Origin of the sequence: Aminipila terrae, assembly GCF_010120715.1 — a bacterium.
Classification (GTDB): domain Bacteria; phylum Bacillota; class Clostridia; order Peptostreptococcales; family Anaerovoracaceae; genus Aminipila; species Aminipila terrae.
On sequence record NZ_CP047591.1, the window covers coordinates 2668925 to 2685642 of the forward strand.

The 16718-nt window shown below is 38.3% G+C and carries 14 protein-coding genes and 2 pseudogenes; 13 read left to right on the forward strand and 3 right to left on the reverse strand.

Annotation, left to right across the window (positions count from 1 at the left end; genetic code table 11):
- Window positions 1–104: 104 nt before the first annotated feature.
- Window positions 105–737: an endonuclease III gene (gene nth, locus Ami3637_RS12675; RefSeq protein WP_162362896.1), complete on the reverse strand. Its 633-nt coding sequence runs from the start codon at window positions 735–737 to the stop codon at window positions 105–107.
- Window positions 738–924: 187 nt separating this feature from the next.
- On the opposite strand from nth, the gene Ami3637_RS12680 reads away from it, so the two are divergent.
- Genes Ami3637_RS12680 through Ami3637_RS12695 form a run of 4 tightly spaced genes read left to right on the forward strand, consistent with a single transcriptional unit; the run spans window position 925 to window position 5802 of the window.
- Window positions 925–2034 carry an efflux RND transporter periplasmic adaptor subunit gene (locus tag Ami3637_RS12680; RefSeq protein WP_243158179.1) on the forward strand — a complete coding sequence of 370 codons (1110 nt, stop codon included), beginning with the start codon at window positions 925–927 and terminating at the stop codon, window positions 2032–2034.
- A gap of 15 nt (window positions 2035–2049) precedes the next feature.
- Window positions 2050–4611: an efflux RND transporter permease subunit gene (locus Ami3637_RS12685; RefSeq protein ID WP_162362898.1), complete on the forward strand. Its 2562-nt coding sequence runs from the start codon at window positions 2050–2052 to the stop codon at window positions 4609–4611.
- Window positions 4608–5195 carry an efflux RND transporter permease subunit gene (locus Ami3637_RS17980; protein ID WP_162362899.1) on the forward strand — a complete coding sequence of 196 codons (588 nt, stop codon included), beginning with the start codon at window positions 4608–4610 and terminating at the stop codon, window positions 5193–5195. The genes Ami3637_RS12685 and Ami3637_RS17980 overlap by 4 nt, the downstream gene beginning before the upstream one ends.
- Window positions 5188–5802 (forward strand): TetR/AcrR family transcriptional regulator, encoded by a 615-nt coding sequence (locus tag Ami3637_RS12695; RefSeq protein ID WP_162362900.1) that lies wholly within the window; start codon window positions 5188–5190, stop codon window positions 5800–5802. Before Ami3637_RS17980 ends, Ami3637_RS12695 begins: the two co-directional genes overlap by 8 nt.
- Window positions 5803–5867: 65 nt before the next feature.
- Here the strand turns inward: Ami3637_RS12695 and Ami3637_RS12700 are convergent, their stop codons facing one another.
- Both Ami3637_RS12700 and Ami3637_RS12705 read right to left on the reverse strand, forming a co-directional pair.
- Window positions 5868–6368 (reverse strand): SEC-C metal-binding domain-containing protein, encoded by a 501-nt coding sequence (locus Ami3637_RS12700; RefSeq protein WP_162362901.1) that lies wholly within the window; start codon window positions 6366–6368, stop codon window positions 5868–5870.
- A gap of 14 nt (window positions 6369–6382) precedes the next feature.
- A complete protein-coding gene (locus Ami3637_RS12705; protein ID WP_162362902.1) occupies window positions 6383–7357 on the reverse strand; it encodes a homoserine dehydrogenase in 975 nt (324 codons plus the stop codon).
- Between the two features lie 185 nt (window positions 7358–7542).
- On the opposite strand from Ami3637_RS12705, the gene trmL reads away from it, so the two are divergent.
- The 9 genes and pseudogenes from trmL to Ami3637_RS18700 all read left to right on the forward strand — a co-directional run bounded on the left by trmL (window position 7543) and on the right by Ami3637_RS18700 (window position 16476).
- Window positions 7543–8013, forward strand: coding sequence for a tRNA (uridine(34)/cytosine(34)/5-carboxymethylaminomethyluridine(34)-2'-O)-methyltransferase TrmL (gene trmL, locus Ami3637_RS12710; protein ID WP_162363762.1), 471 nt, complete (start codon window positions 7543–7545; stop codon window positions 8011–8013).
- 95 nt (window positions 8014–8108) lie between these two features.
- The gene (gene rpoN / locus Ami3637_RS12715; protein ID WP_162362903.1) at window positions 8109–9557 is read left to right on the forward strand and encodes an RNA polymerase factor sigma-54; all 1449 of its coding nucleotides are present in this window, start codon (window positions 8109–8111) and stop codon (window positions 9555–9557) included.
- Between the two features lie 105 nt (window positions 9558–9662).
- Window positions 9663–10679: a type I glyceraldehyde-3-phosphate dehydrogenase gene (gap, locus tag Ami3637_RS12720; RefSeq protein WP_162362904.1), complete on the forward strand. Its 1017-nt coding sequence runs from the start codon at window positions 9663–9665 to the stop codon at window positions 10677–10679.
- 59 nt (window positions 10680–10738) lie between these two features.
- Window positions 10739–11922, forward strand: a pseudogene (locus Ami3637_RS12725) (phosphoglycerate kinase).
- A gap of 39 nt (window positions 11923–11961) precedes the next feature.
- Entirely contained in the window at window positions 11962–12708 is a 747-nt protein-coding gene (tpiA, locus tag Ami3637_RS12730) for a triose-phosphate isomerase (protein WP_162363763.1), read from the forward strand.
- A 17-nt stretch (window positions 12709–12725) separates the two neighbouring features.
- Entirely contained in the window at window positions 12726–14018 is a 1293-nt protein-coding gene (eno, locus tag Ami3637_RS12735; protein WP_162362905.1) for a phosphopyruvate hydratase, read from the forward strand.
- 102 nt (window positions 14019–14120) lie between these two features.
- A complete protein-coding gene (gene secG, locus Ami3637_RS12740; protein ID WP_162362906.1) occupies window positions 14121–14351 on the forward strand; it encodes a preprotein translocase subunit SecG in 231 nt (76 codons plus the stop codon).
- Window positions 14352–14488: 137 nt separating this feature from the next.
- Window positions 14489–15136: pseudogene (locus tag Ami3637_RS18695) on the forward strand (sodium/proton-translocating pyrophosphatase); the annotation flags it as partial.
- A gap of 113 nt (window positions 15137–15249) precedes the next feature.
- Entirely contained in the window at window positions 15250–16476 is a 1227-nt protein-coding gene (locus Ami3637_RS18700) for a sodium-translocating pyrophosphatase (protein ID WP_330586634.1), read from the forward strand.
- Window positions 16477–16718 lie beyond the last annotated feature (242 nt).

Sequence of the window (16718 nt, forward strand, 5' to 3'; positions counted from 1 at the left end):
ATTTATGTATACAATTATACAATTGTAAGGGGGTAAGTGTCAAGCTTACACTATAAAAATAATACAAAAAAATTAGTGCGAAAAACATTTACGCACTAATTACTTTAGGAATTGAAAGTCTTACAGTATTGGGATATTGCACAGTTCTCACATTTTGGCTTTTTCGCATCGCAGCAATATCTTCCGTGAAAGATAAGGCTATGATGGCTTCTGGACCATCTGTTTTCAGGTATAATCTTCATAAGGGCAAGTTCAGTTTTTAATACATCTTTTTCGTCTACCAGGCCAATACGGTTGGATACTCTGAAAACATGTGTGTCTACCGCAATTCTCTGGTGGCCAAAACCTACAGAAAGGACTACATTAGCAGTTTTACGGCCTACTCCTGGCAATTGAATCAGTTTATCATAATCATTCGGAACTTGTCCGTCATACTGTTCATTTAAGGTTGTACACAAAGCCAGAACATTTTTAGTTTTGGTTTTATACATCCCTATTCTTTTTATGATGTTCTGGACATCTTCAGGGCTTGCCTGAGCTAATGAGAAAGAATCAGGATATTTGCTGAACAATTCTTCGGTGACTAAATTGACACTTTTATCAGTTGTCTGTGCAGAAAGAACCACTGCCACCAAAAGCTGAAACACGGAATGATGGTTTAACGCACAATCGGCATCTGGATACATTTCCTCCAGTTTATCTAATAGTTCATTTATTTTCTGTTTCGTTAATCTCATATACATAACCTCCATGTATTTTATTATATACCCATTTTTAATTATAATCTAACAGGAAAAGTCCGACCCATGGGTCAAGGAATTATTGACATTACCAGATTTTTGAATTATTATAATAAAGTCTGACCGATGGGTCAGTTTAGTCTTTCAAAGACAGATTATTTTAGGGGGTAAAAGTTTGAACAATATGAAAGAAGTAACAGAAAACAATCAAGTAGAAAAAATAACAGAAACAAAACCTAAGAAGAAAAAAACAAATAAAATTATTACAATTGTAGTTGCAGCTCTAGTGATAGGTCTTGTGATTTTTAGAATTGCATCCTCCATGGCAGGGCCAGAACCGGAACAAGAGTCCATAGTAACAGTTAAAACCGCTTTAGCTGAAAAAATGTCTATAAATACAACTTCTCCTATTACTGGAAGAGTTGAACCTATAGATGAAGTGAGCATTATTCCTCTGGCTTCTGGAAAGATAACGGCTGTTTATGCTGATATTGGAGATAAGGTTTCCAAGGGAGCTACTCTTTTCCAGATAGATGGAACACAGCTTTCTACAACGTACAATCAGGCAAAAGAAGGCCTTAATGTAGCTAAGTCATCTTATGACAGATTAAGTGCTTTGTATAAAGAAGGCGCCGTAGCCTATCAGGATTATGAGAAGGCCCAGTCAGCCTATCTGAATGCACAGCAGACTCTTACAGCAGCTAGTGATGCTTTGGGGAATTGTACGGTAACCTCCCCTATAAATGGCTATATTACTTCAAAACAAGTAGAGGTAGGGGGCATTGCATCCCCTGCGGCACCAGCTATGACCGTTGCGGACGTCAGCAAACTCCAAATTAATACAAATGTTGCAGAATACATAGTAAATGATTTAAAAGTGGGTGATACGGTGGATGTATACATAGCATCTTTGGGAAAACAAGCCTATAAAGGTGTTATTGACGCTATTTCTCCTGCACCAGCATCAGGAAATCTAACTTATCCTGTAAAAATTTCCATCAGCGATAATACTGGTGCAATTAAAGCAGGTATGTTTGCTGAAATAAGAATCATTTCAGAAGAAAAAAATAATACCCTTTGCGTTCCTTCAGACAGTGTTATTATGAAAGAAGGCACGGCTGTGGTAGTGACCCTGGGAAAGGGAAATACCCCAAAATATAACAAAGTCAAAACAGGAATAGATAATGGTGATTATGTGGAAATCCTTTCAGGTCTGAAAGAAGGCGACACCATCGTTATATCTGGACAGCAGTATGTTACAGAGGGTACCCCTGTTCATGTTTCAAAAAAATAGAATAGGGGTGTAAATATGACTTTATCAAGTATATCGATAAAACGGCCAATTGCAACCATTATGCTTATGCTGATGGTTGTCGTATTAGGTGTGGCTTCTTTAATGGGTTTACCACAGGACTTATTCCCAAAGATTGAGTATCCCGTGGCTCTCGTTATGACTACATATGGAAATGCTTCTCCTGAAGAAGTAGAAAAAATGGTTACCGAACCTTTGGAACAATCTCTTGCTTCAGTTGAAGGTCTGGATGAAATGATGTCTATGAGCATGCCTGGAAAATCCATTGTTATGGTACAGTTTCAAATGGACACCGATATGAACTTTGCAACCTTAAACATGCGTGAAAAGATTGCAATGGTAGAAAGCTATCTGCCTGATGACGCTGGGGACCCAATGGTTATGAAAATGGACATGGATGCTATTCCTATCACTCAGATCTATGTATCAGGGAACATGCCATTGAGTCAGTTAAACAGCCAGGTTGAAGACAATGTGGTAAACTATTTTGAAAGAGTTGCTGGTGTAGCATCTGTTAATGTAATGGGCGGCGTGGATAAAGAGGTTTCGGTTAAAGTAAGACAGGATAAATTGTCTGGTTACGATTTGACTTTGGCACAGCTTGCACAGATTCTTGCTGCAGAAAATATTAACATGCCAAGTGGTGACGTATCCAAAGGGGACACGGAAATCGTTGTACGAACCATGGGTGAATTCAAATCTGTAGATGATATCAGGAATTTACCTGTTACATTAAAGGACAGGAGCATAGTAAGGCTTTCTGATATAGCTTCCATTTCTGATACGTATCAGGAACAGGAGTCGGTCAGCAGAATTGATGGAAAAACTGCTGTGGGTATATTTGTAACAAAGCAGTCTGATGCCAATACTGTTTCAACGTCCAAGGAAGTAATAAAAGAAATGAAGGAACTTCAGAAAAAGTTCCCGAACTTAACATTTACAGTGGGATTTAATCAGGCAGATTTTATACAGCAATCCATACATTCCGTATCGGAATCTGCTATTTCAGGAGCAATACTGGCTGTATTGGTAGTATTCATGTTCCTGAAAAACATACGATCGACTATGGTAATTGCCTTATCTATCCCTACTTCCCTATTAACAACCTTTGCGCTCATGAAAGCAATGGGAATGACATTAAATATGATTACTTTATGCTCTCTGACTATTGCGGTTGGTATGCTGGTAGATGACTCGATTGTAGTTCTGGAAAATATATTCAGGGTAAGGCAGGATAGTAGTGGCGCGGAAGAAGCCGCAGAGAAGGGCAGTAAGGAAATTTTTCTTGCGGTTGTATCTTCTACCCTGGCTAAAGTAGTGGTATTTTTACCTATTGCACTTAGTGGGGGCATTACAGGGATGATGTTTAAAGATTTTTGCTTTACCATTATCATAGCACTGATGGCTTCTCTGATAGTATCCCTGACTGTTGTGCCGATGCTTTGCTCCAAGCTGTTGACAAAAGGTTTGTCCACGGATTATATACGATTTGGAAAACATAGATATAAGTTCAGGTATTTACATAAATTTACACAGTTTATTGAAGATTTGAAGGAATCTTATGGTCAATTCATGAAAAAAGCTTTAAATATGCGTAAACGTGTAATTGCTGTGTGCATAGCAGTATTTGTGGTATCCATTGCTTTGGTTGGAGTCGTTGGGACGGAGCTGATGCCAGAGTCTGACGAAGGTACTTTTACCATAAACGTAGATGTACCTTATGGTACTTCACTAAAGGATAAAGATAAAATTTTGACCAAGATTGAGGACTATGTAATGAATATTCCGGAAATGGAGCATTGCACAGTAGATATAGGGCAGACCAGTATGATGTCTTTTGGAGACAATTGCAGTTTAAGTGTTACTCTTGTTAACAAGCAGGACAGAAAGCGTAGTACGAAAGATGTTGTAAGGCAGGCTAAAAAAGACCTGGCTTATTTCACAGGTGCGGAGCTTGATATAAAAGAGTCTTCCTCTCTGTCCTTTGGAATGGGTACACAATCTGATTTAGCTATAGATATAAAGGGCAAGGAACTTGACCAGCTGGATAAGATTGGAAGCGAACTTTGCAAAAAGATTGAAAAAGTAGATAACGTAGTATCTGCAAAAGTAGACAGTTCAGAAGGAGATCCGGAGGTAAAAGTAGTGCTGAACAGAAGCACGGCAGCTTACTATGGTATAACTGCCTCACAGCTTGCCAATGGGCTTTCCGGGGCACTTTCTGGTTCCACTGCCACTAAATTGAAGATTGATGGGGAAGAAATTGAAATTAATCTTTCTTTACCGAAAGAATACAGCAAATCCATTGAAAACATGAAACAGATTACCATTACAGGAAGTACAGGATTGTCTGTTCCAGTAGGTCAGATTGCGGATTTGGAATTTGATAACTCTCCAAGCAGTGTTAACCGGATGAATCAGCAAAGATACATAACCATTGCAGTAGATATTCAGGGCAATGACTTAGGAAAGGTTTCCAAGGATGTACTAAAAATCGTGAATAATTATCAGTTCCCTGACGGATATATTTATGAAGCTGGGGTCAGCAGGAGCAAATGATGGATTCGTTCAAGAGTTTAGGCCTGGCATTACTGGTTGCTCTTGCGCTGGTATATCTGGTGTTCGCAGCACAGTTTGAATCGATTACACTGCCTATTATGGTTATGATGTCTATACCATTTGCCATGTCCGGAGCATTTTTGGCATTATTTATAACAGGTACCTCCTTGTCGATGGTTTCCTTCTTAGGGTTAATCATGCTGGCGGGAATCGTAGTTAACAATGCCATACTTCTTCTTGAATTCATCAATCAGAATAAACAAAAGATGGGTAGAGATGAGGCTCTGATAGAGGCTGGTAAAATAAGGATGAGGCCGATAATTATGGGTGCAGGAACTACAGTTATGGGTATGGTACCGATGGCTATAGGATCAGGAGAAGGGGGAGAAACTTTAGCGCCTATGGCAATTTCTATCATAGGCGGACTTATTGCTTCCACTATAGTAACCTTAGTTCTGATTCCTGTTTTATATGCAATTTTTGATGACAGAAAAGCAAAAAAAGATGAAAAGCATAAAGCTCACGACCGAATGGTTTTAGAGCTGGAAGCAAAATGGCGTGAAGAGGATTGCAGAAATGTATAGGGGAAAAGAGATAAAAAAACAAAAAATTTTAGAGGCTGCTTATCAGCTATTTAGCGAAAATGGATATAAAAAAACTAAAATAGCGGATATTGCAGCAGCAGCAGGCATCGGAAAAGGTACTGTTTATGAATACTTTGACAGCAAAGAAACATTACTGATCAGCATTTTTTCCAGTGGTGTGGAGGAACACTTAGACAGCTTTAAAAAAGTAACAGAATGTGAAATGACACAGACAGAAAAGCTGATAGAACTGGTAAATCTTGAAACAACCTGTACTAGAGAACACGGTGCACGAATGATGAAGATGTCACAGATGATTTTAGATAACAGTGATGGATTGTCTGCAGATTTTATCAAAAGAATGAATGAGGTCTGGAACAGAAAATACAAATTTGTTCATCAGATACTGGCAAAAGGCATTGAAACTGGTGAATTCCGTAACATGAATGCTGATATGGCTACAGTGGCTATAATGGGGGCTGTGGGAAGCTATTTGAATCTAAAATATGGGGTAAGTATTTTACCGGATGTAGTGCTGCCCTTTGATGCAAAATCTTTTAATATAGAGGAACTCATAGGGTTCCTTTTAGAAGGAATCCGCATATAAAAAGAGCTCCTGACATTTATTTTAAGTGTCAGGAGCTTTTTTATATATTATATCTTTTTCAATCTTTACTTATTTGCACCGCAGCATTTTTTATATTTTTTGCCGCTGCCGCAAGGGCATGGATCATTTCTGCCAGGTTCTTTTTCTTTAACTACAGTTTTTGATTTTTTGAATTCCTTTACAATGCCTTCTCTTTTTTCCAAAGGAAGTACTTTGTCCCAAGCTGGTATGGAGTATAAATAATCAGCTTCAGCTCCCAGCATGTTGAAGAAAAGTTTTTCAAAGTCAATGTCCAGTTTGATTTTAGAATTTTCATCATACTCTTCAATTTTCATTTCGTCTTTTAGGCTTGTGTTGATCCCGTCAAGAAATCCCATGAAAATAACTGGGTCTGCATCATATTTATCTTTTAGTTCCTGAAAAGTCCCAGAAATTATTTTTTCATGATTCTCTAAGATATCTGTATAAATCTTAGTTTCTGTTGAACTGTATTTTTCCCAGAAATCAGGGAAAGTATCATCTGTCTGGTTATTTATTAAATCCTGCCACTGTTCATATAAATTCATTTAATTCACCTCTGTTATTTATTATATATTTTTTTTGCAATTTCAAGAACATCTCCCATAACCGCGCTGCCCGTTGGAAGGGGACCTGCTCCTTTACCGTAAAACATTAATTCACCAACAGCATTACCTGTTACATAAACAGCATTAAATTCATTGCTGACAGATGCAAGAGGATGAGAATTCTTCAATAGCATAGGCTTTACACTGTATTCCAGTTTATCTCCCTCTTTATGTGCATAAGCGATTAATTTTATTTTACTGTCCTCGACTTTTGCAGCTTCGATATCTTGTTGTTTAATGTTACTTATGCCCTGGGTTGGTATATCCTTAGGAGCAATATAAGTATTGAACATAATGGATATTAAAATGGAAAGCTTATTAGCCACGTCAATACCTTCCACATCAGCTGTAGGATCCGATTCAGCAAAGCCTAACTCCTGAGATTTTTTTAGTACATCTTCATATTTTAAACCGAACTCGGTCATCTGTGTAAGAATATAGTTTGTAGTGCCATTTACAATCCCCTGGACTTCCACAAATTCATTGGCTTGAAGGACAGTTGTGAGAGCATTTATAATAGGAATTCCACCACCAACACTGGCTTCGTATCGAAACTCCACATGATTAGCTTTTGCAGTATCTGTCAGTTTCTGAAAATTAGCAGCTACTGCGGCTTTGTTGGCTGTAACAACGCTCTTCTTATTTTTCATAGCTTCAAGCATAAATGTAGTTGCAGGTTCTACGCCACCTAAAAGTTCAATTACAATGTCAATCTCAGGATCTTTAAATATCTCATCAGGATCTTGTGTGAATTGTTCCTGACAAACTGTAATATCTCTTTCTCTAGTTGTATCTTTTTCAAGAATTTTACTGATTTCAAGATTAAGACCGGTTGCCTTAGTAATTTGCACTTTATTCATTTCAAGAGTCTTGTAAGTGCCAGTTCCAATGTTACCTAAGCCTAGTAGTCCTATTTTGACTGTTTCCATTTCTATACCTCCTAGATAATTTCCTGCCGGCAACGCCGTTTTAAAATCGTAAAGAATATTATATACTATTTAAGAAGGTTTGTCTTTAATTTTTTAGAAAGTGGGGCCTTAAATAGTGTTTTTTTACATTGAATGTGCTAAAATATATTTGTATACAACATAATTTTAGAATGGAAGGTGAAAATATGGCAATTCACATTGTTTTTGTGGAACCTGAGATTCCGCCTAACACGGGGAATATAGCAAGGACCTGCGCTGCAACAGGTAGCGTACTTCATTTAGTAGAGCCGTTAGGATTTTCTATAGATGATAAGAGTGTAAAAAGAGCGGGGCTTGATTACTGGCCTTTTGTACAGTTGGAAATTCATAAGAGCCTTGAGGCTTTTATGGAAAAGTATGGGGACCGACAGCTTTATCTTGCAACTACCAAAGGCGGACATAAATATACTGATGTGCAGTTTAAAGATGGAGATATGATTTTATTTGGAAGAGAGACGGCAGGGCTTCCAAGGGAATTTATTGCTGAACATAAAGAGAAAGCTATAAGGATTCCCATGAGCGTGGATACAAGGTTAAGGTCGTTAAATCTGTCTAACTCTGCTAATATCATACTCTTTGAAGCATTAAGGCAGTTAGATTTCCCTGGATTAGAGTAATTTTTCTAATTATTATTAGTTTGGGGTAGAAATATTACTATTTTGTAGTATAATTATTTTGAATAAGTTTGCTTATATTGCGGTTGAGGTAAAATATGAGACTTGGGTACGATTTAACAATTGAACAGACACAGAAACTTGTAATGACTCCTGAGTTGATTCAGGCTATCCAGATATTGCAGTTTAATACACAGGATCTGGACAATTATGTCCAGGAGCAGCTTCTGGTCAATCCTGTGCTGGAACAGGCAAATCACTCTGATCCGGGTGAAATCAGTGAAAATACTGAAAATGCAAATGGGTTAAGTGAAAGAACCAGAGAACTTGACAGTGCCACTCTTGGCAGTAATGAATTGAGCAGTAATGAATGGGCTGAACATATAAAGGAAAGAGAATACGACGATATCAGTTACAAACAGGGGGAATATTCTAAAGACGATAAAGAATATTCTTTTGAGCAGTTTGTTACATCAGATGTTACCTTATCAGAGCATTTGATGTTTCAGTTACAGTTTGCACCGATAAAACAAAATTACAGAACTATTGGCAAATATATAATTGAATCTTTAGACGATAATGGGTATATGACCCTGACAGTGGAAGAGATAGCACGGGCATTAAATGTTACTGAAGAAAAAGTAAATACTGTACTCAGTGCAATTCAGGGGTTTGATCCAGCAGGGGTGGCGGCAAAGGACTTAAAGGAATGCCTGCTAATCCAGCTGGAAAACCGTAATGAGGCGGATGAGACAGTAAAGCGTGTTATAAATGGTTATCTGGAGGATATTGCCGCTAACAGATTGGCAACAATTGCTAAAGAACTGGGAATCACAGTCCAGGAAGTACAGGAAATCAGTGATCTTATCAGAAGTCTGGAACCAAAACCAGGCAGACAGTTTGCTTCACAGGTAACTACAAGATACATTGTTCCGGATATTATTGTTGAGAAGGTTAATGGGGAATATGTGGTTACTGTAAATGAAAGCAGCACACCTAAATTGATGGTAAGTTCTTATTATGAAAAGGTATTACAGGAATCTCACAATGATCCTAACCTTACCAAATTCCTTTCGGGAAGACTCAACTCAGCCATATGGCTTATCAGAAGTATCGAACAGCGAAAACAGACAATATATAATGTAGTCAGTGCTGTTGTAAAGTACCAGCAGGAATTCTTTGATAAGGGTTCAAAATATTTAAAAACGTTAACATTAAAGCAAATCGCCGAAGAGGTAGGAATACATGAATCCACGGTAAGTCGTTCTATAAATGGGAAATATATGCAGAGCCCAAGGGGTGTTTATGAAATTAAGTATTTCTTTACAAGCGGTGTTACTGGAAATCAGGGAGAAGGGATTTCTTCGCAAAGTATAAAAACATTTATTAAGGAAATAGTATCTGGAGAAGATTCCAAAGCACCTTACAGCGACCAGGATATGGTTAGACTTTTAGGAGAAAAGGGGATTGAAATCTCCAGACGTACAGTAGCAAAATACCGTGATGAATTAAACATTCTTTCATCTTCAAAGCGAAAAAGATATTGATTATTAATAACAGTTAATAATATATATAATTGAATTAAAAAGCGATTATGCAAATATGAAAATTTAGAAAATGTAAAGAGCAGAAAATGCTAGGAGGAGAAAAAAATGGCGATTAAAGTTGGCATTAGTGGGTTCGGTCGTATCGGACGTGTTGTAATACGTGCAGCAATGGATTTTGAGGACATTGATATCTGTGGAATTAATGTACGTAATGCAGATTTAGAGTATATGGTATATATGCTTAAGTACGATACAATTTTTGGAAGATTTCCAAAGAGCCTGGAAGTATACGATAAGGGAATAATTATCGATGGAAAAAAAGTCCCTGTATACAGTGAAAGTGATGCCGAAAATATTCCTTGGTCAGAATGTGGAGCAGAGTACATAGTCGAAGCTACAGGTGCTTATGTTACAACAGAAGCTTCCATGAAGCACATTAAGGCAGGAGCAAAGAAGGTTATTATATCAGCACCGGCAAAAGATAAAATGACTCCTACTTATGTAATGGGCGTAAACCATGAAAATTACAGCAAGGATATTCATGTGGTTTCCAACGCATCTTGTACAACAAACTGTTTAGCACCCCTTGTAAAAGTACTGGAAGATAACTGGGGAATTGAACAGGGACTAATGTCAACTATTCATGCTGCAACAGCAAAACAAAAAGTTGTTGATGCACGTTCCATGAAAGACTGGAGAACTGGAAGATCTTCTTTTGGCAATATTATTCCATCATCAACAGGAGCTGCTAAAGCAGTAGGACTTGTTATTCCTTCTGTACTGGGTAAAATGACAGGTATTTCATACAGGGTTCCTGTAGCAGATGTCTCTGTAATTGACCTGAATGTTCAGCTTAAGAAGTCTGCCACATACGAAGACATCTGTAAAAAGGTTAAAGAAGCATCTGAAGGAGCAATGAAGGACGTTATTGAATACATTGATGATGAAGTGGTATCAAGTGATTTTATCGGTGATCCACATACCTCTATTTTTGATGCGAGAGAAGGAATTATGCTAAATGAAAAGTTTGTAAAGCTTATTGCTTTCTACGATAATGAATATGGCTATTCCAGTAAAATCCTGATGCTGATTCAGCATATGCATAAGGTAGACAGAGCGTAATAGTAAAAAGTTTACTAATATAAGTACAGAATAGTTTTTAAGTATGGGGAGATTAGAACATGAAAAGAACTGTAAGAGATATTGAAGTTTCAGGCAAAAAGGTAATTGTCAGATGTGATTTTAATGTGCCTATGAAAGATGGAGTTATAACTGATGATATCAGGATTACTTCCGCTTTACCTACCATTAAATATTTGCTTGAAAAAGGTGCAAGTGTTATCCTTATGTCACATTTAGGAAGACCTGATGGGGAAGCAAATGTGAAGTATACGCTAAGGCCTGTTTCTGAAAGGCTTAATCAGCTTCTTAACCAGAAAGTCATATTTATCAGTACCCCTGAAGTTATAAATGAAGCGGTGAAAAGAACGGCTGCAGGATTAGAAGCAGGTGAAATTATGCTTCTTGAAAACGTCCGTTTCAGAAAAGAGGAGACGAAAAACGGCACTGAATTCTCCAAGGAACTGGCAGGACTGGCAGATATTTTTGTAAATGATGCTTTTGGAACTGCACACAGAGCTCATTCTTCTACTGCCGGAATAGCAGATTATCTTCCGGCTGTTTCAGGATTTTTAATTGAAAAGGAAGTTCAGTTCCTTGGCAGTGCAGTAGAAAATCCGGAAAGACCTTTTGTAGCTATCATGGGTGGCGCTAAAGTGGGGATAAGATACTGGTTATTGAAAATCTTTTAAAGAAGGTGGACACGCTTATTATAGGTGGAGGCATGGCATATACTTTTTATAAAGCCATGGGATATGAAATCGGTACTTCCATTCTGGATGCAGAAAATGTGGGACTTGCAGGAGAACTTCTAAAAAAAGCTGAGTCTTTAGGGGTTAAACTTCTTTTACCTGTAGATGTAAAAGTGGCAAAAGAATTTGCTAATGATTCTGTTGCAGCCTATTGTGATATGGACAAAATTCCTGCCGGCATGATGGGGCTGGATATAGGGCCGAAGTCACAGGTACTATTTGCAGATGCCGTTAAAAATGCCAAAACAGTTGTATGGAACGGACCTGTAGGGGTGTTTGAAATGTCTAATTTTGCAGAAGGAACGCTAGCTGTCGCAAAGGCTCTTGCAGAATGCAAAGGTATCACCGTGATAGGTGGTGGAGATTCTGCTGCTGCAGTAGAACAGTTTGGCCTGGCGGATAAGATGACTCATATTTCAACAGGTGGGGGCGCCTCTCTTGAATTTCTGGAAGGAAAGAAACTTCCAGGTATTGCCTGCCTGCAAGACAAATAAAACAGAGTATGTAGTGTTTCGTATAAGGAGGAGTTCATGATCAGAAAACCGTTAATAGCTGGTAATTGGAAGATGTTTAAAACTACTGCAGAGGCGAAAGATTTTGCAGAATCTTTTAAAAAGCTATATGTAAGTTCAGACATTCAGGTAGCAGTATGTGCACCATTTACCCAATTGAAGACCTTAAAGGAAGCTTTTCAGGGCACTGATATTAAAGTAGGGGCTCAGAACATGCATTTTGCAGAGGAGGGAGCTTATACTGGAGAAATATCAGCTGCTATGCTTAAGGAGATTGGAGTGGATTACTGCATCATAGGCCATTCTGAAAGAAGGCAGTTTTTTGCAGAAACCAATGATACAGTAAATAAAAAACTACATAAAGCATTTTCCACTGGTATTGTACCTATTATGTGCGTCGGTGAGAGTCTGGAGGAAAGAGATGCAGAGGCAGCTTTTGAAGTGGTAAAATCTCAGATGGCAGCAGGTCTTAAAGATATAACTGCTGAACAGGCACAGAGCCTGGTCATAGCATATGAGCCTGTCTGGGCTATTGGGACAGGAAGAACAGCATCACCAGAACAGGCTAATGAAATGTGTGGTTTTATCAGAGATATTATAGAAGAATTATACGATGATGATGTAGCAGATAAAATAGTCATTCAGTATGGAGGAAGTGTAAAATCATCTAATGCTGCAGATATAATGAATATGGAAGAAATTGATGGTGCATTGGTAGGTGGTGCCAGCCTTGTACCAGAAGAGTTTATCCAAATAGTAAATTTTTAAAATATGGAGGTAACTAAATGCCATTTATAGAAGAAGTAATAGCACGCGAGGTGCTTGATTCCAGAGGGAATCCAACCGTAGAAGTTGAAATCTATCTTGAAGATGGAAGCATGGGAAGAGCCATTGTTCCTTCCGGCGCTTCAACTGGTGTACATGAAGCCGTTGAACTAAGAGACGGTGACAAAGAAAGATATTTAGGTAAGGGAACTCTGAAGGCAGTAGATAATGTTAATGAGATTATTGCCGAGGAAATCATTGGCTATAATGTGCTTGACCAGGTTGGACTGGACAAGCTTCTGATTGAACTTGATGGTACTCCAAACAAGGGTAAACTAGGGGCGAATGCCATTCTGGCAGTATCCATGGCTGCTGCTGATGCAGCTGCAAACAGTTTAGGAATCCCACTATTCCAGTATCTTGGAGGCGTAAATGGAAAGACACTTCCTACTCCAATGATGAACATTCTGAATGGCGGATCCCATGCAGATAACACGGTTGACATCCAGGAATTCATGATCATGCCTGTAGGTGCCCCTACGTTCAGAGAAGCTTTAAGAATGGGAGCAGAAGTATTTCATAATCTGAAGTCTGTTCTTAAAGGAAAAGGAATGAATACCGCTGTTGGTGATGAAGGTGGTTTTGCACCTGATCTTGCAACCAATGAAGAAGCAATACAAGTTATTATTGAAGCCATTGAGAAAGCAGGATATAAACCAGGAGAAGATATTAAGATTGCTCTTGATGTGGCAGCAAGTGAGTTTTATGATGAAAAAACGAAAGCTTATAATCTGACAGGCGAAGGTGTGACAAGAACTGCTGAAGAAATGGTAGTTTATTACGAAATGCTAGCTTCCAAATACCCAGTTATTTCTATAGAGGACGGCCTTGCAGAAGATGACTGGGATGGCTGGAAGCTTTTGACAGAACGACTTGGAAAGAAGATTCAGCTAGTTGGGGATGATTTATTTGTAACCAATACTGAAAGACTTGCAGAAGGAATTAAAAAAGGAGTTGCAAACTCTATACTGATTAAAGTTAATCAGATTGGTACACTTACAGAAACTTTTGATGCTATTGAAATGGCTAAGAAAGCTGGATACACTGCTATTGTTTCTCACAGAAGCGGCGAAACAGAAGACGTAACAATTGCAGATATTGTAGTTGGATTAAATGCAGGACAGATTAAGACCGGATCACTGTCAAGAACAGATCGAATAGCAAAATACAATCAACTTCTTCGCATTGAAGAATTACTGGATACATCGGGACAATATGCTGGTATATCAGCGTTTTACAACCTAAGAGGTTAATCAACAAATTCAGGCTTTTTCTGACATAGTGGGAAAAAGCCTTGATTTTTTTTGGGACTTGTGGTAGACTTTAGAAGTTAATCATGTATAGGAGGTGCAGATATGAAAACATTTCTTATGATCGTGCTTGCAGCTGCCAGTATTGTTTTGATTGCAAGTATTTTATTGCAGTCTGGAAACAGTGCAGGGCTGTCTGGTTCAATCGGCGGTGGTGCTGAGCAGTTGTTCGGCAAGAAGAAGAGTAAGGGATATGAAGCTATTTTAAGTAGAATCGCTACAATAGCAGCAGTTTGCTTTATCGTTGTTTCACTAGCATTAGTTACTATTGAATAATAGATTAGATATAATCATTATTATATTGTTTCATTATTAAAATAAAATATTATTTTTGATTTAAGAGGTGTCCAGGACGCCTCTTAAATGTTGTTAAGGAGGGGGAGATGATTATGAGTATTTTTGCCTTTGCAGCAATGGCTGCAGCAATTATTGCTCTGGTTTTCGCTTATGCCCTTACAGCATGGATTAACAGAGTTAATGAAGGCAACGACAGGATGAAAAAAATCGCAGGCTATATCAGAGAGGGTGCGATGGCTTTTCTAAAAAGAGAGTACAAGACTATGATAATCGTGATTGTAGTATTGGCGTTACTTATTGGATTTTTTATTAACTGGGTTTCGGGCATCCTTTATGTAGTCGGGGCATTGCTTTCTGTACTTGCAGGGTACTGCGGTATGAATGTTGTTACAAGAGCTAATGTAAGAACTGCAAATGCAGCAATGGAATCAGGTATGAGTAAGGCACTTAAAGTTGCTTTTAGATCTGGTTCGGTAATGGGGCTTTGTGTAACAGGACTTGGCCTTTTGGGATTGAGTGTAATTTTTGTTATTTTAAATCTTGCAACTGTGGTACAGTGTATTACTGGATTTGGTCTGGGTGCATCTTCCATTGCCTTGTTCGGACGAGTGGGCGGTGGTATTTATACTAAGGCTGCAGATGTGGGAGCGGACTTGGTAGGAAAAATTGAAGCTGGCATTCCAGAAGATGATTCCAGAAATCCGGCTGTTATAGCGGACAATGTCGGGGATAATGTTGGTGACGTAGTTGGCATGGGATCGGATCTTTTTGAATCCTATGTGAGTTCAATTATTGCAGCTATTACCCTGGCAGCAGTAGCAGCAGCCCATTCAGGGGTACTTTCAGTGAAACTGCGGCTGCGTTGTTCCCTCTTGTTTTGTCGGCTGTCGGTATTCTTGCATCACTTATTGGAATTATGGGAGTCAGAACTAAAGAGAGTGGAAATCCTTCACAGGCTCTCAATATGGGCATGTACATATCTGGCATTGTTGTGGTTATTGCTTCCGTTATATTATCAAAGGTTATGCTGAATAGCTACCACTATGCTGTTGCTGTTATTGCAGGACTTGCAGGCGGTATTATAATTGGAAAAATTACAGAGATATATACTTCTAGTGACTATAAACATGTTAAAACTATTGCAGAGCAGTCACAGAATGGTGCAGCTACAACGATTATTTCAGGTTTAGGTGTTGGTATGTTATCAACAGTGTGGCCGGTTCTCTTTATTGTAGCAGGAATTTATGCTGCATTTCAGTTTGCAGGCCTATATGGAATTGCTCTTTTCGCAGTAGGTATGCTATCTACAACAGCTATGGCCGTTGCCGTGGCCGTATACGGTCCGGTATCTGACAATGCAGTAGGTATAGCTGAAATGAGTGAACTTCCACAGGAGGTCAGGGAAATTACAGACAAGCTGGATACTGTTGGCAACAAGACTGCGGCTGTTGGTGAAGGATTTGCAATTGCTTCATCGGCACTTACATCCCTTGCACTTTTTATATCTTATATCACTGTTACAGGACTTAAGGAAATCAGTTTACTTGATCCAAAAGTTATCATTGGTATGTTTATTGGTGCTATGCTTCCTTTCGCTTTTACGTCCATGACAATGAATTCTGTTGGTAAGGCGGCGAATCTGATTATTGGGGAAGTAAGAAGACAGTTTGGGGAAGATGAAGGAATCATGGAAGGAATATCAAAGCCTGATTACGCTACTTGTGTAGATATTTCAGCCAAGGTTGCCCTTAAGGAAATGGTTGCCCCAGGTTTGCTTGCAATTATTGCTCCTTTAGTAGTAGGTATTGTTTTTGGAACTGAAACTTTGGGTGGAATGCTTGTGGGAGCCCTTCCAGCAGGTATATTGCTTGCCATGATGATGGCTAATGCAGGCGGAGCATTAAATAATGCAAAGAAATATATTGAAGAAGGCCACTTTGGAGGTAAAGGGTCAGATATTCATAAAGCCGCTGTAGTCGGTGACACAGTCGGTGATCCATTAAAAGATACTTCCGGACCATCAATTAATATCTTAATTAAATTTATGACTATTGTAGCATTAGTCTTTTCGCCTCTGTTTGTAGCAATAGGTGGGCTAATTTAGTACTTAAATAGATTTTATTTTATACCGCTTCGGGAGAAGCGGTATTTTTCATTCGAAGCATAAGTACAAGGACATTAAGCAATAAAATTGTTAAATTTGATAAAAAATATATAAAATTTGGAATAACATGATATAATGTTATTAATTAAGCAATTACATCAATAAAAAGGGGGAAGAAATATTAAAAAAATAATTTTTATTTTTTCATATTAATTATTTTTATATTCATAACCGCAATATGT

Excerpts from the sequence above, each read along its gene's own strand:
- nth (WP_162362896.1), bottom strand. The coding sequence starts at position 737 with ATGAGATTAACGAAACAGAAAATAAATGAACTATTAGATAAACTGGAG.
- Ami3637_RS12680 (WP_243158179.1), top strand. The coding sequence starts at position 925 with ATGAAAGAAGTAACAGAAAACAATCAAGTAGAAAAAATAACAGAAACA.
- Ami3637_RS12685 (WP_162362898.1), top strand. The coding sequence starts at position 2,050 with ATGACTTTATCAAGTATATCGATAAAACGGCCAATTGCAACCATTATG.
- Ami3637_RS17980 (WP_162362899.1), top strand. The coding sequence starts at position 4,608 with ATGATGGATTCGTTCAAGAGTTTAGGCCTGGCATTACTGGTTGCTCTT.
- Ami3637_RS12695 (WP_162362900.1), top strand. The coding sequence starts at position 5,188 with ATGTATAGGGGAAAAGAGATAAAAAAACAAAAAATTTTAGAGGCTGCT.
- Ami3637_RS12700 (WP_162362901.1), bottom strand. The coding sequence starts at position 6,368 with ATGAATTTATATGAACAGTGGCAGGATTTAATAAATAACCAGACAGAT.
- Ami3637_RS12705 (WP_162362902.1), bottom strand. The coding sequence starts at position 7,357 with ATGGAAACAGTCAAAATAGGACTACTAGGCTTAGGTAACATTGGAACT.
- trmL (WP_162363762.1), top strand. The coding sequence starts at position 7,543 with ATGGCAATTCACATTGTTTTTGTGGAACCTGAGATTCCGCCTAACACG.
- rpoN (WP_162362903.1), top strand. The coding sequence starts at position 8,109 with ATGAGACTTGGGTACGATTTAACAATTGAACAGACACAGAAACTTGTA.
- gap (WP_162362904.1), top strand. The coding sequence starts at position 9,663 with ATGGCGATTAAAGTTGGCATTAGTGGGTTCGGTCGTATCGGACGTGTT.
- eno (WP_162362905.1), top strand. The coding sequence starts at position 12,726 with ATGCCATTTATAGAAGAAGTAATAGCACGCGAGGTGCTTGATTCCAGA.
- secG (WP_162362906.1), top strand. The coding sequence starts at position 14,121 with ATGAAAACATTTCTTATGATCGTGCTTGCAGCTGCCAGTATTGTTTTG.